Source organism: Nocardia brasiliensis ATCC 700358, assembly GCF_000250675.2.
Classification (GTDB): Bacteria; Actinomycetota; Actinomycetes; order Mycobacteriales; family Mycobacteriaceae; genus Nocardia; species Nocardia brasiliensis_B.
Genome location: NC_018681.1, coordinates 1,809,170 through 1,832,673, shown reverse-complemented (window position 1 = coordinate 1,832,673; position 23,504 = coordinate 1,809,170). Strand labels below are relative to the sequence as shown.

Annotated in this window: 20 protein-coding genes; 3 read left to right on the top strand and 17 right to left on the bottom strand. The window is 68.5% G+C overall.

What is annotated here, in order from left to right:
- Positions 1-91 precede the first annotated feature (91 nt).
- Positions 92-1,117: a WD40 repeat domain-containing protein gene (locus tag O3I_RS08105; protein ID WP_148282685.1), complete on the top strand. Its 1,026-nt coding sequence runs from the start codon at positions 92-94 to the stop codon at positions 1,115-1,117.
- A 245-nt stretch (positions 1,118-1,362) separates the two neighbouring features.
- On the opposite strand, the gene O3I_RS08100 is transcribed toward O3I_RS08105, so the two are convergent.
- Positions 1,363-1,782, bottom strand: a complete 420-nt coding sequence (locus tag O3I_RS08100) for a hypothetical protein (RefSeq protein WP_014982418.1) — start codon at positions 1,780-1,782, stop codon at positions 1,363-1,365.
- Between the two features lie 196 nt (positions 1,783-1,978).
- Between O3I_RS08100 and O3I_RS08095 the strand changes: the two genes are divergently transcribed.
- Positions 1,979-3,919 carry an FAD/NAD(P)-binding protein gene (locus O3I_RS08095; RefSeq protein WP_237748267.1) on the top strand — a complete coding sequence of 647 codons (1,941 nt, stop codon included), beginning with the start codon at positions 1,979-1,981 and terminating at the stop codon, positions 3,917-3,919.
- A 1,411-nt stretch (positions 3,920-5,330) separates the two neighbouring features.
- Here O3I_RS08095 and O3I_RS08090 read toward each other — a convergent pair.
- Positions 5,331-5,774, bottom strand: coding sequence for a DUF1707 SHOCT-like domain-containing protein (locus O3I_RS08090; RefSeq protein WP_014982416.1), 444 nt, complete (start codon positions 5,772-5,774; stop codon positions 5,331-5,333).
- A 76-nt stretch (positions 5,775-5,850) separates the two neighbouring features.
- On the opposite strand from O3I_RS08090, the gene O3I_RS08085 reads away from it, so the two are divergent.
- Positions 5,851-6,444 carry a TetR/AcrR family transcriptional regulator gene (locus O3I_RS08085; RefSeq protein ID WP_014982415.1) on the top strand — a complete coding sequence of 198 codons (594 nt, stop codon included), beginning with the start codon at positions 5,851-5,853 and terminating at the stop codon, positions 6,442-6,444.
- 10 nt (positions 6,445-6,454) lie between these two features.
- Here O3I_RS08085 and O3I_RS08080 read toward each other — a convergent pair whose 3' ends face one another.
- The 15 genes from O3I_RS08080 to O3I_RS08010 form a co-directional block, all read right to left on the bottom strand.
- On the bottom strand, positions 6,455-7,249 hold the full coding sequence (locus O3I_RS08080) for an SDR family NAD(P)-dependent oxidoreductase (protein WP_014982414.1): 795 nt from the start codon (positions 7,247-7,249) through the stop codon (positions 6,455-6,457).
- Positions 7,246-8,352 (bottom strand): isochorismate synthase, encoded by a 1,107-nt coding sequence (locus O3I_RS08075; protein ID WP_014982413.1) that lies wholly within the window; start codon positions 8,350-8,352, stop codon positions 7,246-7,248. The genes O3I_RS08080 and O3I_RS08075 overlap by 4 nt, the downstream gene beginning before the upstream one ends.
- Positions 8,340-9,026 carry an isochorismatase family protein gene (locus O3I_RS08070; RefSeq protein WP_014982412.1) on the bottom strand — a complete coding sequence of 229 codons (687 nt, stop codon included), beginning with the start codon at positions 9,024-9,026 and terminating at the stop codon, positions 8,340-8,342. The genes O3I_RS08075 and O3I_RS08070 overlap by 13 nt, the downstream gene beginning before the upstream one ends.
- A 36-nt stretch (positions 9,027-9,062) precedes the next feature.
- Positions 9,063-10,019, bottom strand: coding sequence for a UbiA family prenyltransferase (locus O3I_RS08065; protein ID WP_014982411.1), 957 nt, complete (start codon positions 10,017-10,019; stop codon positions 9,063-9,065).
- Between the two features lie 124 nt (positions 10,020-10,143).
- Positions 10,144-12,405 carry an MMPL family transporter gene (locus O3I_RS08060; RefSeq protein ID WP_051066909.1) on the bottom strand — a complete coding sequence of 754 codons (2,262 nt, stop codon included), beginning with the start codon at positions 12,403-12,405 and terminating at the stop codon, positions 10,144-10,146.
- Positions 12,406-12,629: 224 nt separating this feature from the next.
- Positions 12,630-13,820, bottom strand: coding sequence for a hydroxymethylglutaryl-CoA synthase (locus O3I_RS08055; RefSeq protein WP_014982409.1), 1,191 nt, complete (start codon positions 13,818-13,820; stop codon positions 12,630-12,632).
- Between the two features lie 7 nt (positions 13,821-13,827).
- Entirely contained in the window at positions 13,828-14,886 is a 1,059-nt protein-coding gene (locus O3I_RS08050) for a hydroxymethylglutaryl-CoA reductase (protein WP_014982408.1), read from the bottom strand.
- Between the two features lie 44 nt (positions 14,887-14,930).
- The gene (gene fni / locus O3I_RS08045; RefSeq protein ID WP_014982407.1) at positions 14,931-16,010 is read right to left on the bottom strand and encodes a type 2 isopentenyl-diphosphate Delta-isomerase; all 1,080 of its coding nucleotides are present in this window, start codon (positions 16,008-16,010) and stop codon (positions 14,931-14,933) included.
- On the bottom strand, positions 16,007-17,098 hold the full coding sequence (locus O3I_RS08040; RefSeq protein ID WP_014982406.1) for a phosphomevalonate kinase: 1,092 nt from the start codon (positions 17,096-17,098) through the stop codon (positions 16,007-16,009). The genes fni and O3I_RS08040 overlap by 4 nt, the downstream gene beginning before the upstream one ends.
- Positions 17,095-18,114, bottom strand: a complete 1,020-nt coding sequence (mvaD, locus tag O3I_RS08035) for a diphosphomevalonate decarboxylase (protein WP_014982405.1) — start codon at positions 18,112-18,114, stop codon at positions 17,095-17,097. The genes O3I_RS08040 and mvaD overlap by 4 nt, the downstream gene beginning before the upstream one ends.
- Complete coding sequence (mvk, locus tag O3I_RS46220) at positions 18,111-19,094, bottom strand: mevalonate kinase (RefSeq protein ID WP_014982404.1); 984 nt, start codon at positions 19,092-19,094, stop codon at positions 18,111-18,113. Before mvk ends, mvaD begins: the two co-directional genes overlap by 4 nt.
- 23 nt (positions 19,095-19,117) lie before the next feature.
- Positions 19,118-19,750 carry a GNAT family N-acetyltransferase gene (locus O3I_RS08025; RefSeq protein WP_014982403.1) on the bottom strand — a complete coding sequence of 211 codons (633 nt, stop codon included), beginning with the start codon at positions 19,748-19,750 and terminating at the stop codon, positions 19,118-19,120.
- Between the two features lie 25 nt (positions 19,751-19,775).
- Positions 19,776-21,059: an adenylosuccinate lyase gene (gene purB, locus O3I_RS08020; RefSeq protein WP_014982402.1), complete on the bottom strand. Its 1,284-nt coding sequence runs from the start codon at positions 21,057-21,059 to the stop codon at positions 19,776-19,778.
- Entirely contained in the window at positions 21,056-23,254 is a 2,199-nt protein-coding gene (locus tag O3I_RS08015; RefSeq protein WP_014982401.1) for a penicillin acylase family protein, read from the bottom strand. The genes purB and O3I_RS08015 overlap by 4 nt, the downstream gene beginning before the upstream one ends.
- A complete protein-coding gene (locus O3I_RS08010) occupies positions 23,251-23,499 on the bottom strand; it encodes a phosphopantetheine-binding protein (RefSeq protein ID WP_014982400.1) in 249 nt (82 codons plus the stop codon). The genes O3I_RS08015 and O3I_RS08010 overlap by 4 nt, the downstream gene beginning before the upstream one ends.
- Positions 23,500-23,504 lie beyond the last annotated feature (5 nt).

The following is a 23,504-nucleotide window of genomic DNA, read 5'->3' as shown; positions in this document are numbered from 1 at the left end:
GTTGTGTCGTAACGACCGCACAGGGACTCCCGGCCGGTGAACGCTGGAATGTTTTGCGGGACAGTACCTTCGAGTCGGTATAATCTTGTCGGTGGATCGTGAAATGTCCTGGGCGACAGCGGCGGGCCTCGCACTGCCCGAAGTGATGGGCGGCGCACAGGAAGGTCTCGCCATCCACCCGAACCTTCGACAAGCGGCGACGACGATGCGCTCTGGGTCGGCGCTTATCGTCTGGCGGCTGGCACCGGCCATCGAACCGATCGCGCTCTTGGCGCTCGCGGGAACAGAGCTACGGCGTGGCCCATACGGCTCGGTCTCAGGAAAGACGCTCGCCTTCGTCACCGACACCTCGGTCGAGCTGAGAAGCTGGGGGAACCTGGACTCGGTGACAGAGTTGCCTGCGCGGTTCCTGGACTCCGGCGGCATGGACGTCGCTTGGTCACCCGAGGGCCGACTGCTGGCTGTGGCGTCGTGCGAACGCCTGATCATCGTGGACGTCGAACACGGAGTCCACCACGAGGTACCTCACGAAGGCGATCATTACTACTTCGGCGACTGGGCATCGCTACCTCAGTTCTCCCCCGACGGTCGCCGGGTGGGAGTCGCCAACACTATGCAGGGCAGGTGGTGGCACACCATGCTGACCGTGGCAGCGGACGGCACCATCGAATACGGATTCGATTACGGACCGGACGGGATACCACAGGCCGGAGGCCGCAACATTCCCTCCGCCGTCGCGTTCACACCCGACGGCCGCCGAGTCGCCATCTGGGTCTACCGCGGCGCCGTGGAGCGCCGCAATCCCTCCGAATATCGCGGCGTGGTGGTCGTGATCGACACCACGACCGGAACCCTCGTCTGGCGCCGTCACATCGATAACGGCACTGCTGGACGACCTGGCGAGGTCTATCCGGCAGCACTGTGCTTCACCCTCGACGGAGCCTCGCTCGCAATAGGACTCGACACCGGCATTATCTGGCTCGACGCAAACACCGGCGCACCCAAAACAGCCGATACCACCATCGGTGCGGTCAACGCACTGGCGTGCGCCCATCACACCGGCATGCTGGCTGCCACCAAAACCGGCCTCCACCAACTCGAACACCCACCGACATAACCGCTGTTACCTCACCGGCGCACACACTCAGCGCAATGTAGGTAGCCGCATTTCGCCCGGTTCCATCCGGCGCGCCCGGTAAATCAATGGGCCGAGACCGTCTCAGGCCGCCGAACGCACCATTGCCGTTGCAGCACGAGGTCACACGATGCGAGTGAAAGGGGCTGCCCCGGTTTGGTTGATTCCTTGACCTGCCCCAGCTTTGGTTACCCATTCGCGTGGCAGCGGCTCGGGTGGTTGGAACTTCAACTCAGGGAGGGCAGGTAGTCGGGGGTCGCCGGCAGGAAGTCGCCGGGGAAGGCCGGGCCGAAGAAGACGAGGAAGACGCTGACGGCGGCCAGGACGACCAGGGCCGGGAACGACCACATCGGCCATGCCGAGACGAGGCGACCACGCCGCCAGCTCCGGACCATCAGCGCGAGTACCACCAGCTCCAGAACGCATGTCCCGTAACCCATCAGGTAGACGCCTGCGTCGGCGTAGGTGCGGCAGGTGCCCGTGCAGTCGCTGGCCTGCCCGCCGGGCGCACCGAGCATGCCGACCATGAACGACAGGCACATGCCGAAGAGGAAGGCGCCCGCGCAGAGCAGCAGCGCGCCGACGAGGTCGACGTACCGACTCGGCTTACGCTGCGGCTTCAGCAAGATCTGGGCAGTCGGCGTCATGAAACCTCCTCGTACACAGGAGGATAGCGCGTTCGGCCGCATACTGTGCCGAGCCGGGCAAGCACACCGCTCCACGAGCCGCTCGGCACGGGCAGCCCGTCGCTGCCCCGTTGACGCTTCGCCCGCGGGCTGAATAGCATCGAATTCGTCGCCCAATTGCGCGGCACCGACTTTATTTGTTCCGGGGGGCGGAGCATTGATTTCACCGGCTACTCCAGACTGTTCGAATGCCGAAAGGTCGGGACCGGCCCTGCGGATTGCCATAGTCGGGGTCGGACCACGCGGGTTGAGTGTTTTCGAGCGAATATGCGCCAATGCGCGTGTCGCGGGCGAATCTGGCGGCATCGAAGTATTTCTCGTCGATTCGACCAAGGTCGGGACGGGCACTGTCTGGCGCACGGATCAGCCCGGTGATCTGCTGATGAACACGGTCGCCTCGCAGGTCACCGTGTTCACCGACGCCTCGGTGGAGATGGCGGGACCGGTCGAGCCCGGTCCCAGCCTCTACGAATGGGCGAGTTTCCTGGACAAAGTCGGCAATTTCGCCGAGTTACCGGATAATATCTACACGCGGCTCCGCGCGCTCGGCCCGGATACTTATCCCACCCGAGCCGGTTACGGATATTATCTGCGCTGGAGTTACGAGCAGATTCGGGACCGATATAGCCGTGTCGCGCACGCGCAGGAAATCACCGCCACCGCGCTGGACCTGCGCGACGAACCCTCCGGACTCCAGGAACTCCGGCTGAGCAGCGGCGAATACCTGCGCGGCTTGCACGCCGTCGTACTCACGCAGGGCCACCTGCCGCTGGCCGGGACGAACAGTCCCGAAATAGCGCACGCCGCACGAACTTCGGGCCTGACCTATTTCGCGCCCGCCAACGCGTCCGATGTCGACGTCGACTCGATACGGGCCCGCGAGCCCGTGCTCGTGCGCGGTCTCGGCCTCACCTTCTTCGACTACCTGACCCTGCTGACCGCGGGACGCGGCGGCTGTTTCAAACAGACCCGCGGACCGCTGGAATATATCCCGTCCGGCAGCGAGCCGTTGATCATCGCGGGGTGCCGGCGCGGTGTGCCCCACCACGCGCGTGGCGAGAACCAGAAGGGGGTCGACGGCCGCTACGAACCACAGTTGCTCGACGCCCAGCGAATCGCCGAAATCCGTGCCAGAGCAAAACAATTCGGCGACCTGTCGTTTCGCCGCGACGTCTGGCCGCTGATCGCTCGCGAGGTCGAATCGGTGTACTACACCGCGTCGATCGCCGACCGGGTCAGTGCCCGCGAACTCCGCGAGTTCCGGCACCGCTATCTGCACGCGCCCACCGCATCGGACGCCGCTCACATCCTGGATCGGTTTAACATCCCCCGCGCCCAGCGGTGGGATTGGGCGGTGATCGCCGACCCCACCGGCGGCCGTCTCTTCGACGATTCCACGGATTTCCGATCGTGGCTGCTCGGCTACCTGGACGCGGACGTCCGACATGCCCAACTCGGCAACGTCCGCGGCCCGGTCAAAGCGGCGCTGGATGTTCTGCGGGATCTGCGCAACGAGGTCCGGCTGATCGTCGACTACGGCGGCATCACCGGCGGTTCCTACCGTGACGACCTCGATCGGTGGTACACGCCGCTGAACGCCTTCCTGTCCATCGGACCGCCCGCGCATCGGATCGCCGAGCTGGCAGCGCTCATCCGCGCGGGCATCGTCCGCGTCGTCGGCCCGGGAATGCGGGTCCGAGTAGATCCGACGCTCGGCTGTTTCGTCGCCGATTCGCCGAGGGTCGCCGGCTCGGCGACATCCGCGCGCACGCTGATCGACGCGTTTCTGCCCGCACCCGACCTGCCCCGGACCGGAGACACCCTGCTGCGCAACCTTTTTCAACGCAACGAGGTACGCGCCCACACGGTGCCCGATCCGGACCGCGACGACTACCCGACCGGCGGCCTGGACGTCATGGCGGGTTCGCACGCGGTGCTGGACGCACAGGGTCACGGCCATCCCCGCCGCTTCGCCTGCGGCGTACCCACCGAGTCGGTGCGCTGGGTCACCGCCGCAGGCGCCCGCCCCGGCGTCAACTCGGTGACCCTCGCCGACACCGACGCCATCGCCCGCGCAGCCCTGGGGGTCGAACGGTGATCCCCGGACCCCGGTTGGGTCACCCGGACTGCCGCTACGGCGACTGGACTGCCTCGCGGCGGGCGGCCCGATTCGCCGACCACGTACCGCACAGGCCGAACGCGCTCCGGCCCACCCGGTCACAACCACTGGCAGCCGAACCGCCTAAGCGCGCCGTCAGGCGCGAAACGCGCAGCCTCACAACGCCACCGGTCCAGCGGACCCCGCCGCAACCACCGGCGGCCGCACCGCCCAAGCACCGTCAGGCGCGAAACTCGCAGGCTCACAGACGATCTACACGCCTCACAGCAGATACAGCTGCTGTGAAACGCGTGGAAACTCTGTGACGGCAGAGCGATCTGCCCAGCACTGCACCCGGACGCAACCGGCTTCGGCAAAACATCCCGCCTCGACAGCGATCTCAGCATGCAACGGCCACGACTGATTCACCTCCGCGGCAGCCGACACGGTTCGCCGACTGCGTACCGCGCGGACCGACCCGCAGGCCAACCGACCCCACCTCCAACCCCGGCGGCCGGACCGCCCAAGCACCGTCAGGCGCGAAACTCGCAGCCGCACAGACGATCTACACGCCTCACAGCAAATATAGCTGCTGTGAAGCGCGTGGAAACTCTGTGACGGCAGAGCGATCTGCCCAGCACCGCACCCGGACGCAACCGGCTTCGGCGAAACATTCCGCCCCGACAGCGATCTCAGCATGACACCACGGCAACTGGACTGCCCGCGCCGGCCGACCCGGTTCGCCAACCACGGACCGCGCGGCCTGACCCACGGTCTCACCGACACCGTCCCCAACCGTCGGAGGCCGGACCGCCCACGGACCGCGCAGTCCGACCCGCGGGCCAACCGACCCCGCCGCCGCGGACCGCCCGAGCACCACCAGGCGCGTAACTCGCGGCCTCACATATGATGCACACACCTCACAGCAGATACAGCTGCTGTGAAGCGCGTGGAAACTCTGTGATGACAGAGCAATCTGCCCGGAATCGCACGGACGCAACCGGATTCGGCCAAACGCTCCGCCCTGACAGCGATCGGGGCATGCAGCGGCCACGACTGGTTCACCCCCGCAGCGGCCGACCCGGTTCGCCGACTGCGTACCGCGCAGTCCGACCCACGGCCCGACCCGCGAGCCAACCGACCCTGCCGCCAACCACCGGCAGCCGGACCGCCCGAGCACCACCAGGCGCGAAACTCGCAGCCTCACAGACGATCCACACGCCTCACAGCAGATACAGGTGCTGTGAAGGGTGTGGAAACTCTGTGATGGCAAAGCGTGATCGCGTCAACGGCCCGGTCGCCGGCGAACCAGCGCTCAACGATTCGCCCGACCGGAAAGGCATCGACGGCCGCCCTCGATCGGCTCGATGCCTCGCTTCTGCTCAGACGTGAGGCTCACCCAACGCGGACCCTACTGGTGAATCGCCGCGCGCGATTTCGCGCGCAGTTCGTGCAGGCGCGCGGCCGGGTGTCCGCGGTGCGGCGGGTGACGCGGGTCCGGCCGCCGCACGAGGACGCGCCGGACGGCTGGGATCAGCAGCAGGAACCACAGCCAGCTGAGCTGGCCGACGGTCAGTGCCGCGGTGACGAGCGCGGCCGCCGCGAGGACCATGACTCGCCGGTACGCCGGATCCCGCTCGACCTGCTCGGCGACTTCCGCCTGTGCGGGCGCCAGAGCAGGGAGATCGGTGAATACCACCGCGATGTCCCGCCGGGTCGTGGCACGCACCAACTGCGCGCTGCGCTCGTCGAATTCGGCGACGCTGAGCCGCCCCGCCCCGAGATGTGCCGAAAGGTCGCTCAGCGCTTGCTCTCGCTCGGGATTACCAACCCGGAGATCAGCCGACTCGTCCATGGGTTCCATTCTATCGGACATTCTGTCCGTGTCGATACGAAATGACCTACCTGGGATACCGCGCTATACTTCGCTGATGTCGAGACCTTGGGCCGCCACTGTCGAATCGCACCGCCGCGATGTCCGCGAGGCGATCCTGGACACCACGTGGGCGCTCGCCCTCGAACACGGACCCGCGTCGACGACGATGTCGGAGGTTGCCGAGAAGGTCGGCATCGGCCGCGCGACCCTGTATCGGTACTTCCCTGATATCGCAACGATTCTCGCGGCCTGGCACGAGCGGCAGATCAATCGGCACCTCGAGCATCTGTCCACGGTGCGCGACAGCAAGACCGACCCGGGTAAGCGGCTCTGCGCGGTGCTGGAGGCCTACGCTGAGATCCACCTGCGCCGCGCCGAGAACCAACGCCGGGAGATGCACGGCGCCCAGGTCGAATCGCTCATGCACACGAACGAGCGGGTGGCCGAATCGCAGCGGCAGCTGCACGGCCTGTTGCAGGGCGTGATCGCCGACGCCGCGGCGGCGGGACGGATTCGCGACGACATCAACCCCTTCGAGCTGGCCAACTACTGCCTGTTCGCCATCACCGGCGCGAACAGTTTGGAAAGCAAGGCCGCGGTGCAGCGGCTCGTCTCCTTGACGCTCACCGGACTGCGCTACCAGGACTGAGCGATTCCGCTCAGTCGTGCAGCGTCGCCCCACCGTCGACGTACAGCGTCTGCATGGTGATGTGGCGCGCCGCGCCGGAGAGCAGAAAGTGCACCGCCGCAGCGATATCGGACGCCTGCGCGAGCCGCCCCAGCGGTATGCCCAAGCGGAAGTCCGCCGGGCTGCCGCCGACGGCGTGCCGGACCATCTCGTCCTCGCTCGAATACAGCGCTCGCAGCATCGGGGTGTCGGTGGAGCCCGGTGCCACGACATTGGCCCGCACCCCGTAGGGCGCCAGCTCCAGCGCGGCCACGCGGGTGAGCAGCGCGGCGGCCGCCTTGGTCGCGCCGTACACGCCGATGCGCAGCCGCGGTACCGCTGCGGCGTTCGACCCGATCACGACGATCGAGCCGCGGCGACGCTGCTTCATCCGGCCGCCGACGGTCGCGAGAAGATGCAGTACCCCAACGATATTCACGTCGATCATGCGCTGCACGGCGTCGCCGTCGATATCGGTCAGCGGGCCGCTGTGCAGCACGCCGGCGGTACAGACCAGCGCGCCGATCGGGCCGTGCTGCCGCTCGATCTCGTCGACGGCGTGCGCCACCTCGGCGCGGCTGCCGATGTCCGCCACATGGGTGGTGACTCGGTGGTCCGTGCCGTGGCTCGCCCGAATCTGCTTGCCCACGAGGGCGAGTGCCGCGCCGTCCCGGTCGAGTAGAGCGAGATCGCGCCCCGCCGCGGCCAGTCGATCGGCGACGGCACCGCCGATCCCGCCCGCCGCGCCGACAACCAGCGCACAACCCTGCCGCTCAGTGGCGTTCATGCGGCAGGCTCATCGTCGAAGACGCTCAGGATCGCCCGGAACTTGGCCATGGTCTCTTCGACCTCCGCCGCCGGTTCCGACCCCGCGACGATCCCGCCGCCGGCGAACGCGGTGGCGACGTGGCCGCCGGGTGCGATGTCCGCGCATCGGATACAGACGCTCCAGGCCCCGTCCCCCGACCGATCGCACCACCCGACCGCGCCGCCGTAGAAGCCGCGGTCGCCCTCGATCTCCTCGATCAGCCGCATCGCCTCGTCGCGCGGTGTGCCGCCCAGCGCCGGCGTGGGCTGCAGGATCCGTGCCAGGTCCAGGGACGTGCAGTCGGGATCGGCGAGAGTGCCGCGGATGGGGGTGCCCAGGTGTACGAGATCGGGGGTACCGAAGATCTCGGGTTCCTCGGACCAGCGGAGCTCGGAACAGAGCGGCGCCAGGGCGGACACGATGAAGTCGACGACGAAGCGATGCTCGCGCCGGTCCTTCTCGGAGGCCAGCAACGCGGCCGCGGTGCCGGCCGGATCCACCGCCCCGCGCCGCGGTGCCGAACCGGCGAGCGGGCACGCGTAGACCTGTGCGCCGGTGCGCCGCACCAGCAGTTCGGGGCTGGCGCCGACCAGCGCCGCGCCGGGACCACGGAAGGCGGCCAGGTCCAGATAGAACCCATTCGCACGCGGGTCACGCGCGACCAATGCGCGCAGCATCGCCACACCATCTATCGGCCGCTCGGTGGTCAGGCACATCCGGCGCGCCAGCACCACCTTGTCGAGCCGTCCGGCGGCGATCGAGTCGAGCGCCGATTCGATCCGCCGCCGATGCTCGGCGGCCGGCGGATCCGGTTCGATGGACCGCAGGCGGGGCCGCCACGGTTCGGCGTTTCGGCCGTGCCGCCACCGGTCCGGTGCGCGCCGGAAGGCGATCGGGTCGACCAGCGCGGCAGGCGCTGCCGGGTCGAAGGGCAAGGCGCCCAGGAGGATCGAGGCGTCGTCAGTGCGCAGCGCCTTCGCCGCGGTGTCGAGATCGGTGTAGCTCTGCCGGACACCGGTGCCGACGAGACTGCCTTCCGGACCCGTGAGCACGCAGGTCGCCGCGCGGTCTACCCCACCCATTGCTGCTCCAACAGGTCGATCGACGGCGCAGGCTCCGCACCGGCCAAGCGGAGATGCTCGACGGTGTCGTCGGTGCGGACCACCGCGCCGCAGCGGGAGGCGACGTAGTCGAGGGCCTGCTCGTGATGCGCCCGCGAGAAATCGGCCACCGCGTCCGTGACCAGGAAAGCCTGGACGTCGTGCATGAAAGCGTCCAAAGCCGTTGCCAGACAGCCGATATGCGCGTAGACGCCGGTGATGATCAATTGGTCCCGGCCGTCCGCGCTCAGCCGCCGGAGCAGATCGGTGCGCGAGAAAGCGCTATAGCGCCACTTCGTCAGCGTGACGTCGCGCCGGTCCGGCGCCAATTCGGTGATCACCGACGTGTCCTCCGCGGCACCGGACAGGCCCGGCCCCCAGAAGTCCGCGAGCAACGCGCGGGTCGCCGGCTCCTGATCGCCGGGCTGGGCCGTGTAGATCACCGGACAGCCCGACCGCACGGCGGCACGCTTGATGCGCGCGATGTTCCGTACGACGGCGGAGATCGGTTCGGCGGAACCGTCGAACGGCCGGATGAAATAGCGCTGCATATCGTGGATCAGCACTACCGCGCGGCGCGGATTCACCGTCCAATCCACGATATTCGGCGGCAGTGCCTCCGGCAGCGCATAGGATATCGACTCGGGCAAAGGCATGATCTCTGGAATCCTTTCCGGCTGCACCCGGCGGCGTCAGCGCGCGGCGAATACCGCCACCGCGAGAACAACGCTCCCCCAACCCATTACCGCGCCGTACAACGGCAGCCGACGGGTGTTCTTCCGTGCGATCAGAATCGCATCGTCCAGCGATTTACCGCGGACACCACGAAGTATTCCGGAGATGAATCGCAGCGTGAAGAGGGCAGCGACCGTGTACAACCCGACAGCCCACCAGTAGGCGCCGAGCGATACCGCGGCCGCGAGGAATGTCGTCGCGCCGATCGCCACCAAAACCAGTGCGGTCGTCACTGTTCCGGTGAGTCCCAGCGCGCGGGCGCTGGTCATGATGCCGAATTTCGCGTCCTCCGGGATGTCTTCGGTCTGGTTGATCAAATTGACCATGGTCATCGCGGCCGTGTACCCGAGAAAAGCGACGAACGCCGCCCATTCCGGGACGGTGCCGATGGCCCGGATCATCATGATGCCGGGCAGCAGCGCGATGGTCGACGCGAGCGTTACGGACTGGAACACGCCCGCACCCTTGAGCCGCAACGGCGGCAACGAATACTCGAATCCGACGACGATCCAGACGAGGCCCAGCACCGCGATCTCCCAGTGCCCACTCGAAACCGTCACATACGCTCCGAGTACCAGCACGAGGACGATGTGGGTGACGATCTGAATCACGATGTTGCGCTTGCCCAGACCGTCGACCGCCTCGGCCAGCCTCCCCTTGTAGATCAGATCCAGCTCCCGGTCCGCGACGCAGTTCGCCATGTTCCCGGCGTGCAGACCCAGGAGGAAGGCGACGACAACGGCCAGTGTCTTGCCGGAGAGGAGTTGATCGGCCGAGGTAGCCCCGAGAAAAGCCGCGGTGAGTATGACCGACAGGTGGACGGGCAGAAATTCCAGTCGCCTGATGCGTAGTGCGTACCGGAATTTCTGCCCGGTCGTGACGAGGGGCGAGCTGACCGACGGTGCTGCGTTCATCGTTTCTCCAGAACAGAGTGAGTGTGGCTCATCGCGCACCCACTCGATATCTGCTGGAGTTATCGAAAGAAGGCTTCAGATAGTCATCCGAAGGAATTCGGATACGCGGCGCTCCCGACCGCAGTCAGGATTTCACGGGCGTTCGCGCCGCGTCAACGTGGTCCGTGCCCGAATCCCGCACGGCGGCAAGGCCGGAGGGCAGCCAGATACGCCTGCCGATATCGTAGGAGAGCGCCGGCACCAGCAGGCTGCGCACGATCACGGTATCCAGCAGCACGCCGAATGCCACCGCGAAACCGATCTCGGCCGTATTCACCAGCGGGACCACGCCGAGTACCGCGAATGTCGCGGCCAGTACGACGCCCGCGGAGGTGATCACGCCACCGGTCACCGTGAGCCCCCGTATGATTCCGGCCCGCGTGCCGAAGGTCTGGGATTCTTCGCGGACCCGGGTCATCAAGAAGATGTTGTAGTCGATCCCCAATGCGATGAGGAAGACGAAAACGAACAGCGGGAACGAGGGATCCTGTCCGGGGAAGCCGAATATCTTGTCGAAAACGAAGCCGCTGACGCCGAGTGCGGTCGCGAAGGACAGCACCACCGAACCGATCAGCAGGATCGGCACGACCAACGCGCGCAGTAACAAGGCCAGCACCAGGAAGATCACGACCAGCACGATCGGGATGATGACGGTGCGGTCCCGGACCGCCGCTTCCCGCACATCGAGCGCCTCGGCCGACTGCCCGCCGACCAGCGCGTCGGCACCGGGTATGGCGTGCAACGTTTCCCGCAGCCGGTCGACCGCGTCCAGTGCCGCGGTGGAGTCGTACGGGTCGGCCAGCGTCGCGTCGAGCACGGTACGGCCGTTCACCGGTTGCGCCTGTAGTGCCGGTGGCGGACACCCGGCACCGGTCCCACGCTGGCTCTCGGGAATCGCCGCCAGTTTCGCCGGATCCACGCGGACGCAGATCGACCCCGGCCGATCGGAGATGCCGGGCACCTGCGCGCCGGCCGCGATCACCTGATCGACCGCGTCGCTGTTCAGGACGACGAATGCCGGTGCACCCGCGCCCTTGTCGAACTTCGCGTTGTAGATCTCCTGTCCCGCAACGGCTTCCGGCTCGTTGGTGAACGCCTCCTGCATCGGGATACCGCGTGCGTCGAGCATGCCGATCCCGCAGGCCCCGATGATCAGCAGCACGGTCGTGCCGATCCACACCACGCGGTGCCGAGCGGCGATCCAGCCGGCGATCCGGCCCCAGATCCCGTGCGCCGACAGGTCACTGAGGTGGTCCACCCGGGCCAGCCGCGGCCAGAACACCCAGCGTCCGGCAAGCGCCAGCAGACAGGGAAAGACCGTCAGCATGACGAGCACGGTGCACCCGACACCGATCGCGGCGACCGGGCCCATGCTGCCGGTCGAGTCCAATTCGGCGAACATCAAACAGAGCACACCGATCACGACGGTCGCCGCCGAGGCGATGATGGCGGCCACGGATTTGCGCCACGCCGCGATCATCGCTTCGAACCGATTGTCCCTGGCGTGCAACTCCTCCCGATATCGCGCGGTGAGCAGGAGGGCATAGTCGGTGCCCGCGCCGATCACCAAAACGAACAGGATGCCTTGCGCCTGCCCGTTCAAGGTCAGCACGTCGTGCTTGGCGAGATAGTAGATCGCCAGCGAGGCCAGCCCGAGCGAGATCAGCGACGAAAGCAAAGGGAACACCCACAATACGGGTGACCGATAGACCAAGAGCAGGATGACGACCACCACGGCGAGCGCGGCCAGCAGCAGTGTGCTGTCGAGCCCCTTGAACGACTCGATGAGCGACACCAGCAAGCCGCCCGGCCCGGCGGGTGACACCTCGAGTCCGTCGCCACCCGCCGTTTGCCGGGCCACCTCGAGCAGGTCTTGCACGGCGGCCGAGAGCTGATCACCGGTTCTGGTCGAGCCGTCGGGCGCCGCCGAGATCAGCGGCGCGAACACGGCGGCGGCCGTACCGTCCGCCGCGTACCGCGGTCCGCGCACCCCGTCCTTGTCCACGCCCGAGACCTGTGCCATCGCGACAGCGGCGCGGCCGATCCGGTCTTTGTCGCCGGCGGTGAGCGCACCGTCGCGATGGAACACGATCACGGCCGGAATCGTCTGAGCCGCAGAGAACTTCGTGACTTCGTTGTTGGCCGCGGTGGATTCGGCAGAACTCGGCAGAAAGGCCTTGTTGTCGTTGCGGATCACCTCGGACAGCTTCGATTGATATGAACCACCGAACCCGCCCACCAGGAAGGCCAGCACGGCTAGCGCGATCACCGCGACGACCGGCTTGGGCCAGCGGCCGCGCGGCCGCGGCTCATCGACGGTAGGACGCTGGGTGGACCCGATACTCATGAGCACTCCGGTTCGCTCGGCGGTCATCGCTCCTGTACGGGGGGCGCGGCTCCCCTGCCGTCGCGTCCCCCTTGGGAATTCACGATAAGACCGATGAGACAGTTTGTCCAGGTCGAATCGAACTGTATCGATGATCGACACATGCCATACGACCCTCCCCTCTGGTCAGACGAGGCGGCTCCACCAGCACGAACTCGGCCGACCAACGCGACAGGCTCGGCCGGTCAGCCCGCCACCGCCGCCGGCTGCGGTTGATAGATGCGGCGATGCTCAGTGATACCGGCGAGGCGGAACGGCGCACCGGTCTGGCGCGGCAGCTCGTGGTCGCCGCCGTCGGTCGGCAGTTCGTGCACCCGCAGCGCGCGATATCTGCGGTAGTCGATGGCCTCCCGGCGAGCCAGGACAGCCGCGTTCGCCGCGGTCCGCAGGTGCCCGCGATACCCGGGAACCACCGTGCCACCGAAGAATTCGGCGACACAGCCGGAGCCGTAGCTCAGCAACGCGATGGACTGCCCGGTGAGATCGCCCCCGTGATCGAGCAACGAGGCCAGCCCGATGTACAGCGACGCGGTGTAGCTGTTGCCGATCGCCCGGTTGTACACCGTGGTCGGTGCGATCATCGCGTGCATCTCGTCCTGGGTGGCATCCATGTCCGAGCAGGTCAGCAGGTGCCGGTGGGCCTTGTAGGCCATCTTGGTGAACGGCTGGTGGTAGCAGAACGCCACGAAGTCCCGCAGCGGCCGACCGCCCTGCTCGCGGTAGTCCTTCCAGGCGCTCTCGACCGCCTGCAGGTAGGCGACGACCGACGCCTGACCGTCGACGAGCGCGGCGTCCCGGTAATTGGGCCGCCAGAAATCCATGATGTCGGCGGTGTACAGCCCGGCGGGCCGTTCCACCCGCAGGATCGCGGGATGGGCACTGACCAGCATGGCCGCCGCACCCGCACCCTGAGTCGCCTCGCCGGGGCTGTCCAGCTCGTATTTCGCGATATCGCTGGCGATCACGAGCACGCTCTGTTCGGGTGCGGCGGCGACCAGCGAGCATGCGAACTGCAGGCCCGCCGTCCCCGCGTAACACGCCTGCTTCAGCTCGACCACGCGAATCGACGAGGGCAGCCCTAGCAACGAACTTACATAGATGCCTGCGGATTTCGACTGGTCGATCGACGTCTCGGTGGCCAGCACCACCGTGCGGATATCGGCGTCCGGATGCCGGTGCACGATGGCCCGCGCGGCTGTCGCCGCCATGGTGACGATGTCTTCGTCGCGGGCCGGGACGCTCATCGCCTCCTGCCCGATGCCGTGGTGGTACTTGCCGATATCCGCCCCGGTGTGCTCCGCCAGGCGCGCGTGGCTCAGCACGTAATGCGAAGTGGCGAAGGCCAGATCGTGGATTCCTACCGGTATTTCTGTCATTTCAGGATCACTTCCTAGAGATGTCGGCGCCGCGCTCCCATTGCACGTGCGCGTACATGAGTTCGCCCGGATTGGTCTGGGCAGCGAGCAGCGAGAGCTCCCCGCAGAGCACCGTGGCGGCCGCGATCACGGCCAAACGTCTGGCGTTGGCTCCGGTTTCGCGGTCGTCGCGGCAGCCGAGCCGGCGCAGGTTCGCCTCGGCGAAATCGAGGCGCTTGCCGTTGCCGACCGTGCCGACGACGAGGTTCGGCAGGTTGCACGAGAAATAGAGATCGCCGTCCCGGTCTTCGGCCACCGTCACGCCCTGGGAACCCTCGACGATATTGGCCGCGTCCTGCCCCGTGGCGAGATAGAAGCCGAGCAGCATGTTGGCGTAATGTGCGTTCGCCGAACGTATTCCGCCCGCGAGGATGCTGCCGATCATGTTCTTGCGCAGGTTGAGTCCGGCGATCGCCGCAGCGCTCGTGTGCAGCGCGCTCGTCACGACAGCACGCGGCACCAACAGCTCGGTGACAACGTTCTTCCCGCGCCCGAGAATGCCGTTGACTGCCGAGACCTTCTTGTCGGTGCAGTAGTTGCCGGAGATGGATTCGTAGGCGAGGCCGGGTATCCGGGCCAGGATGGCGCCCATCAGCTGGTCGGCGGCCAGCGTCGCCATGTTGTGGCCCGCCGCGTCGCCGGTGCTGAATTCCAGGCGCAGGTACAGCAGATCGGCGACGATCTCGTGCCGGAAGCCGAGCAACCTGGCGTATCGGCTGCCCGCCTCGACGATCTCTTGGAGCAGGCCCAGTTCCTTGTGCAGTTGCTGGGCGGCGGCGTACGCGGTCGCCGCGTCGTCGGCTCGCAGCAAGATCGACCGGGTCATGCGTTCGTCGGTCAACGTGGCGACGATGCCCCGGTCGGACGCCATCGACACCCGGGCGCCCCGGGCGACCGACGGCCACAGCGGTGATTCATAAGTGGCCAGCGGGACCTCGGTCTCGGTCTCGGTGATATTCCCCGAGATACGCAGCGGTCCCACCCATTTCATCGGCACCCTGGCCGCCGAATCCGCCGTATCGTGCATCCCTGCTCCTCTCTTCATGCGGCCATGCCGCTGATCGTCACCCGTCATGCCCGCCTCCGATGCCGGGCCGCGGACGGGTACCGGTTCGCCAGGTGGCCGACCGGAAGGCCTCGGACTGCGCAGAATTCGCGCAACTCGCCGGAAATCAGCAGGGCGCATTGCGTCAGTTGGGCGGGGGTGCCTGCGCCCAGCACGGTCATCAACGCGGTCAATTGCTCGAGCCACAAACGGACTTCCTCGACCAGCCCGTCGACCCCGTGCTCGACAAGCACGCCGAGGAACCGTCCGGAAACGCCGACCGCCACCGCGCCCAACGCCAGGCCGCGCGCGACGTCGAGGGGATGACGGACGCCCCCGGAGGCGAGCAACGGCATCCCCGCCGCCGCGGCGTCGAGCAGGCAAGCCGGTGCGGACTGCCCCCAGCCGGCGAAGAACGCGTACTCGCCCGCGATGCGCCTGCTGTTCTCGATCGACGCGAAATCGGTGCCGCCACGACCCGCCACGTCGGCGGCGTAGACGCCCAGATCACGCAGCAGCGCAACGGTTTCCCGGCTGAGTCCGCAACCGACCTCCTTCACGATCACCGGCACGTCGACACCGCACACGACCTGTTCGATCCGCGCGGCCCAGTACGCGAACTCGCGGTCCCCTTCGGGCATCACGATTTCCTGCACGGTGTTCAGATGGATCTGCAACGCGTCCGCCTCGAGCAGGTCGATCGCGCGTCGCGCCTCGTCGACGGACACGGTCGCGTTGACGTTCGCCATCAGAAAGCCCTTCGGGTTCTCCTGGCGCACAACTCGATACGTATCCGCGGTTGCCGGATCTTTGAGATAGGCGCTGAGCGACCCGGTCGCCATCGCGAGGCCCGTCTCCCGCGCGGCGATGGCGAGATCCCGGTTGATCCGGCCCGTGGCGACGGATCCCCCGGTCATCGCGTTGACATATAGCGGCGCCTGCCACGTCTGGCCCGCGACGTCCGTGCGGAGCACGACGTCGGATCGATCGACGGCGCCCAGCGCGTGGTGCACGAATCGGACATGGTCGAAGTCGTTCGTTCGGGTAGGCGACTGCTGCTGTGCGGCAGCCAATCTGACGTGGTCGTCCTTGCGATTGCCGATCATCGCGCTGCTCCTGCCGAAGTGGAAATAGCCACGGGCAAGGGCCGGATGCCGTGTGCCTGCCATTGCTCGCTCAGTGCCGCCGCGGCGGCGCGCGCGTCGCCGTGCAGTAGTGCGATACCGCAGTCGCCGCCGCCCGCGCCGGACGGTTTCGCGGCGCCACCCGCCGCCTCGGCCGTCGCGCACAGCGCGGTCAGTCGCTCCGTGAAGATGCCGAGCCGCGCCGCGTTGTCGAAAACGCGCAGGATCGAGTGACACCGGCGCACGCCACGCAGTAGCCATGCCGAATCACCTTCACGCACCGCGGATTCGAGTGCCGCGGCGCACGTGCCGCTCTCCCGCAGGAAGGTCCGGTACGCAGTACTGGTCCGGACTTCTCCTCCGTACAGCTTGGCGAGTTGATCGCCGGTCGATGCCGGGGTACCCGTCCAGCCGACCAGGAGGTCGATATCCGGCGGCGCGCGCAACGGGTGGATCGACAGCCCGGGCCAGTCGGCGTGCAACGCGTGCCGGAGCCCGTGCCGGGCCGAAAGTAGGTGTACCGCTTCTCGATCGGGTGCCCGGTAAGCCAGCCAGCCGCCCCAGGTGCTCACCGCGAGGTCCGCGCCGGACGCGCGCCGATCCAGCCGGACGGATGCGAGCAACGCGAGCCGGAATCGCTGCGCCGCAGTGAGTTCGATGCCGAGGAACTCGGACAACGCCGCGACCACCGCCGTGGTCACGGCCCCGCTGGAACCGAGCCCGAACTTGGTGCCGTGCTCGTGCATGGTGCTGGCGATGGTCAGCTCGACGGCCACCGGACCGCGGCCGAGCTCGCCGGCGAACTGCTCGACCGTCTCGATCGCCGTGATCACGTGGACGAGGTCCGCGCCGGAACTGTCGAGGGCGACCAACCGTCCGCCCACCCGCCGCAACCGTGCCGTCCCCGAGAGATCGCTGCGGACAGTGACTTCCGCGGCCCGATCCGTACCCGGCGCGACCGCGACCTCGACGTACCGGTCAACAGCGACCAGCACCGCGGACCGTCCCGGCTCCACGACCGCGAATTCTCCTGCCACGAAAAGCTTTCCGGGCGCACGGTGGACGATCACGGCTGTCCTCCGGCGATCAGCCGCGCGCCCGGACCGGGCTTGGCGACGGCAACGGTTCTGACGCACTCGAGTTCGGCGAGTGACCGCACTACCTGAGCGGCATCCGTGCGTGCGCAGAGCACTTTGACGTTCGGCCCGGCGTCGATCGTGACGTGCGCGCAGACGCCGCGGCGGCGCAACGTTTCGACGCGATCGATGACGGTCCACGACGCGGCGGTGAGATACCGCACCGCGGGCCGCGCGCTCTGCATGACCGCATGCATGCCCAGCGCGTTGCGTTCCGCGATCTCGCCGACCACCGGCAGGTCGCCCGCCGCTATGGCTTCGCGCATCTCGACCAGGTCCGGTTTGCTCGCGGCGACCCACGCCGGATACAGCGGCGAGGTGTCGACCGTCCGGCGCATCGCCTCGCGGCTCGAGATCACCTTGGGTCCCGTGTCGACCAGGGCCACGACCAGCGCTGGGTCGAGCGCGCCGCCGTCGACGGCCGCGGCGTACGAGGACCGATCCCCGGCCGCGCCGCCGCCCTCCCCCGCATGCCAGACCGCGAAGCCGCCGAACAGCGACCGGCTGGCGGAACCGGACCCACGCCGGGCCAGCCGGGACGTCGCGGTGGGGTCCAGGCCGAGGCCGAAGACCGCGGCGCCGGCCAGGGCCAGCGCGGCGAATCCGGCGGCCGAGGAAGCCAATCCGGCACTCGTCGGCACGGTGTTGCGCGAATCGACGCGGACGCGATCCGGACGACCCACGGCCGCGCGCAGGACATCGAGGAAACGCACGACCCGGGCCGCCGCCGCACCAACTGCCGGCTGCCCGTCGAGGTACACGTCATCGCGGTCCGCCGTGGGCAGCACCCGCACCGTCGTGGTCGTGGGGTAGATGTCCAAGGTCATCGACAGGCTGTCGGTCGCGGGGAGCATCAACTCCTCGTCGCGCTTGCCCCAGTACTTGATCAACGCGATGTTCGGGTGCGCGACCGCCGTGGCCGACCGCCCCGCCGCGGCATCGCGAGTCACGGTCGGCTCCCGTCGAATTCGGGCAGGCTGAGCACTCGGCCGGGCGCTACCGTCCACGTCGACGTGGCGCCGGCGCGCCGGAACGCCATGGCGATCTCGCTCGCCTGCGGCAGATCTCGCGCCAGCGCGAGCACACATCCGCCCAGGCCGCCGCCGGTGAGTTTGGCGCCCGGGCTGCCCGCGGCCACCGCGCTGTCGACCAGAGCGTCCAACGCCGCGCTGCTCAGCTCGACGTCGCGCAACAGCTCATGGTTCCGGGTGAAGGCCCGGCCCACCGCGTCGAGATCGCCACGCGCCAGCCCGTCCGTGGCCGTGCGCACGATCCGCAGTGCCCGGTCCACGAACTCCGCTTGCCGGCCGGGGTGCTGCTCGAACCGGCGGCGTAGTTGCCCGACCGCGTCCTGGGTACTGGCCGCGACGCCGCTGTCGGCGATCACGACGAGCGCGTCGACACCCCACGCGAGGTCGGTCGCGACCCCGTCGCGGAACAGGATCGGCCGCGACGCCGCGACGGCGGCCGCGTCGACCCCGCTCGATTTCCCGTGCACCGCTTGCTCGGACGATTGGATCAGATAGTGGCAGACCTGCGGCTCGATGTGGCGATCGAGCAGATCCGCCAGTGCCAGCACGACCGCCCGCGCGCCCGCCGCACTGGAGCCGAGCCCGCGCGCCTGCGGAATGCCGCAGTCCACCACGAGATTCACGCCCCGGTGCCGGCTGCCGAGCGCCGCGAGCGTATTCGACACGAGCACCCGCATCGGCGCGTCCGCCCGGCGGCGCGGATCGACCGCGGGCAAGGCGCCGGGCCCGGCGAAGGTGACCCAGCATTCGTCGTCGGCCGCCGACAGCGAGGCCGTCACCTGCATGGTGAGCTGCTTGACCGGAATCGCGGCCGCCGCAACGCCGTACAACACGGCGTGCTCACCGAAGAGAACGACCTTCGCATGGGCGAAGCCGATACCGATCGGATGTTCGCGCATCCTCCTGACCTTCCTGTAGACGCTCAGTGGTCCTGCGCGGCGTCGCCCAGCCGTCGGGTGAGCCGCTGCCGGACGGCCGGCCATTCGTCGTCGGTCACCGCGTATTGGACGGTGTCGCGCCAGCTGCCGTCGGGGCGGCGCTTGTGTTTGCGCAGCACGCCTTCGCGCTGCGCGCCGAGTCCTTCGATCGCCCGTTGGGCCCGCACATTGCGAATATCGGTGTGCCAGACGACGCGAACGGCGCCGAGATCGTCGAAGGCCCGCCGCAGCAGGAGCAGCTTCGATTCGACGTTGATGCCGGTCCCCCACCACGCGCGCCCCAGCCAGGTGAATCCGATTGCCACACTGCGATTCACCGGGCTGATCTCGTAATAGGAGGTCGTCCCCGCCACCGGCGCGGCACGCCTGTCCCGGATATCGCGCTGAACCCAGCACACCCGGTTGCCCGCGGCGCAGCTGTCCAGGATCGTCCGCACCATCCGGTCGGCGGCGTCGCGGTCCCGCGGCCGGGTGATCGAAAGATGCTCGAACACCTCGTCTTCGGCGATCGCGAGCAGGTCCGCGGCGTGCGTTAGGCCGATCGGCTCCAGTTGTACGAGGTCGCCGGTCAAGGTCGCGGGGGTCTGCCAGGCGACGGCGGGCAGTGTGATCGTCATTCGGTCCGGTACCTTCTTCCGTGGTTCAGGTGGTGAGGTCGAGGGCGCGCAGTCGACGCAGGACGACCTCGTGATGGAGTGGAAACCGTTCGGGCTCCAGCACTTCGGCGGCGACACCGGCCTCGGCCAGCGCGGTGCCGAAGTCCAGTTCCCCCCGTGCCACTCGGTCGGCCGCGGCTTGTACGGTGCGGTAGGCCTTTTCGCGGTCCATTCCGTCGCGCAGCAGGGCGGCCAGCACCGGCGAGCTGTAGATCAGCCCGCGGGTCGCCGCCAGCGCCGTGCGCATCCGATCCGGGCGCACCTCGAGGGTTTCGACCAGATCGGCGGCCAGCGCCGCCTGGTAGTGACCGATGGTGAGAATCTCGGGCAGCAGGACCCGTTCGACGGCGGCGTGCGCCAGATCCCGTTCGTGCCACAGGGCGACGTTCTCCAGGAACGGCGCGACCTGGCCGCGCAGAACCCGGGCCAGCCCGCACAGGCGCTCGCTGCCGGTGGGATTGCGCTTGTGCGGCATCGCGCTCGACCCCTGGTAGGCACTGGTCCGGCGCTCTTCGACCTCGCGAACCTCGGTGCGCTGCAACAGCCGCAACTCGAGCGCCAGTTGCTCGACGCACGCCCCGAGCAGAGCCACCGCCTGGACGAGCTCGGCGTGCCGGTCCCGGGCCACGACCTGGCTGGGCGCCGGTTCCACGCCCAGCGAAAGCCGTTCGCAGACAATTCGTTCCACGGCCGGATCGATCAACGAGTACGTACCGACCGCACCGGAGATGGTGCCGACCGCCACCGCCTCGCGTGCCGCGACCAGGCGCCGGATCGCACGATCCACGGCGAAGACGAATCCGGCCAGCTTGTGCCCGAAGGTCGTCGGCTCGGCGTGGACGCCATGGGTACGGCCGACACAGGGCGTCTCCCACTGCGCACCAGCGAGATCGGCGAGGACGCGACGCAACCGGCGCGCCTGATCGAGGATCAGGTCGGTCGCCTGGGCGAGCGTATGGCCCAGTGCGGTATCGACCAGGTCATAGCTGGTCATCCCGAGGTGCACCCAGCGCGCCGAATCGGCCGGGATCGGGTCGCAGAACGCGGCGAGATAGGACAGCACCTCATGATCTCGTTCGGCGATCAGTTCGCGCACCCGGGCCGCCGCCGGGGCCGGTGCGCGGCGGATGTCCGCGACGGCGTCCGCCGGGACGCGCCCGATCGCCGATTGCGCCTCGGCGACCAGGATCTCGACCCGGGTCCAGGTGTCGTAGCGAGCCTGCTCGGTCCACAGCGCGGCCATGTCCGCGAGGGCGAAGTGGTGGCTCATGGCCGGTCCCTCGGCTCCAGCCGGATACGGTGTTCGATCGCGCGCTCCACGGCCGCACGGGTATACAGCAGCGGCACGTAATCGCCGGTACGCCAAGCATTGTGCAGATCCCGATAGTGCGGGCTGCCCGGATCGCCCGCTTGGCCCGGCGTGTTGACGCACCGGGAGTTGTCCCATGCGCCCACATCGATGAGCAGCCGGATCGACGCACCGATCTCCGTGCTGAAATCCGGCGGTACGTAGGCGGCCGCCGCCACGGTCGAATCGGAGCCGCCGACCGGCACCGGCGCGACGCCGAGCGCACAGTCCAGATGTTCGAACAGGTGCGGCTGCGGGCTTCGATGGAGCAGACCCCATGCCCATCCGGCGGGATCGGCGCCCAGCAGGTCCACGACCTCGTTCCAGGCCGCGCGCAGCGTGACAGCCACAAGGTGGTCCCGCTCGGCGGCATCGGGCGGATCGAGCAGCCAGTCCAGCACCGCCCGGGCGTGCGGACGCGCAATCACCGGGACCGCTGCGGCGGGCACACGCGCGGCGACGAACGCCGGGCCGAGCTTGCTGCTCCACCACACCTCGAAGAGCGCGGCGGCGGCCGAGTCGGCCGATTCGACGGCGTCCCACGCGCGTAGCAGCCGCAGCGCGGCGTCGAGGACGCGGTCGGGGGCAGGGAAATTCGACTCGCGCAACAACGCGACGACCGCGCGGGCGGTGACCGACAGCAGATCGGTTTGCAGGCGCGCACTGTCGTCCAGGGCATGGTCGCCGGGCGCCGACAGCACCTCGACGATCCGTCGATACCGCGCATCGCTGGGCCACTCGTAGGTGGGCAGCGGCAGTTCCTCGGGCACGTTGCACTGGTTCGCGGTCGCCACGAAGCCCTCCGGTGGATCCACGGCCGTCGCGAAATCCGCCGGGGCGAACCAGCCTTCGGCCTCCGGGACCGCGGGCGCGAGCCGGGGCAGCAGGCCGGTGCCCGCGTCGCGCCGTGGGATCAGCCCCGCGGTGCGCCGCGCGATGGTTCCGCCCACGTCGGCGTAGACATGGGTCTCGCCGGGCAGCCGCCACGACTCGAGCGCCTTGTCGAATTCGGTCCAGCTGGTGGCCGTGAGGTAGGCCAGACTGCCGAAGTACGGCGCGGTGCCCGGTTGCGTCCAGGTGGTGCGCAGCACGTAGCAGCGGCCCCGCCGCGGATCGATGTCCAGCACCGGCCCGTGCGCGGTGAACCGCAGCGGAACCCGGCGCGACGGCTCGTCGCGGACCTCGATGGTCTCGAACACCGTGCTGATCGGCTCCCGATCGAGCGCGCAGACCAGCAGCTCCTCCGAGACCATCGGGCAGACCGTGAACCCGAATGCCGCGGTTCCGTTGTGCCCGAGCGTGATTCCCGGCATCTGGGGTTCACCCGCGCCGATCACGTCGAGGCCCGGCGCGGACAGGTGCGTCAGGTAGCGCAGGGCGGGGGTGGTGTAGCCCCGATGCGGATCGGCGGCCAGCACCGGGCGTCCCGTGCCGGTCCGGTGCGCCGCCACCGCCCAGCAGTTGCTGCCCGACGCGGTCCCCGGCAACGGCCCGGGCCGGCCGGTGGCCAGCAGGTAGTCGCGCAGCACCGGCTCCGGGACATCGAGGACGGTCTCGGCGGTGACCACGGGCCGGTGGCCGCGCGCGAGCGGCTGGCGGATGAGATCGGCGTCGACGCCCGCGGCCGCGACGACCAGTGCCCGGCGGTGCTGGGTGAGCAGTCCGTAGGCGGGCGCGTGCCCGCGTGGTCGCACCACGTCGGCGGCGGACCACCGCGCGGGCCGGTAGTCGGCCAGGCCGAATTCGGGCGGCAACTGGTCGGGGTGCGCGTCGAGCCAGTCGAGGTAGGCGTTGATGCCCGCGACGAATCGTTCGACCGTGCCCCTGGTACGCGGATCGTACGCCCGCCACTCGTCGTCCATGTCACCGCGAAAGAGCAGCAGACGGGCCGCGCGATCCTCGTCCACATAGTCCGGGCCGAACACGTCGGCCAACTGGCCCAGGGCTTTTCGCCGCCAGAGGTCGATCTGGAACAGGCGGTCCCGCGCGGCGTTGAACCCCTGGGCGAAGAACAGGTCGTCGACGGTGGCCGCGTAGATGTGCGGGATACCCCAGCGATCGATGAGAATGTCCACGCCCGCGGACAGACCCGTGGCCTCGAATACCGTGCCGCTCATCGAGATTCCTGTTCCGGCGCCAGATATCGCCGCCAGGCGATCAGCCGCCGGTCGGCCACCAGATCCGCGTACGCGATCTTGATGCCGGCGCGCCGCCACCGGTTGGCCAGGCGCATCATGCCGATCGAGGTGACGCCCAGCGCGTGCAGATCGGCGTCGAGCGGCACCGCGTCGGGCGTCGTGCCGATCATGTCCGCGACGAGCGCCCGCACCTCGGCGAGGGTGGGCGGTTCCGGCGTGGTCATCCGGC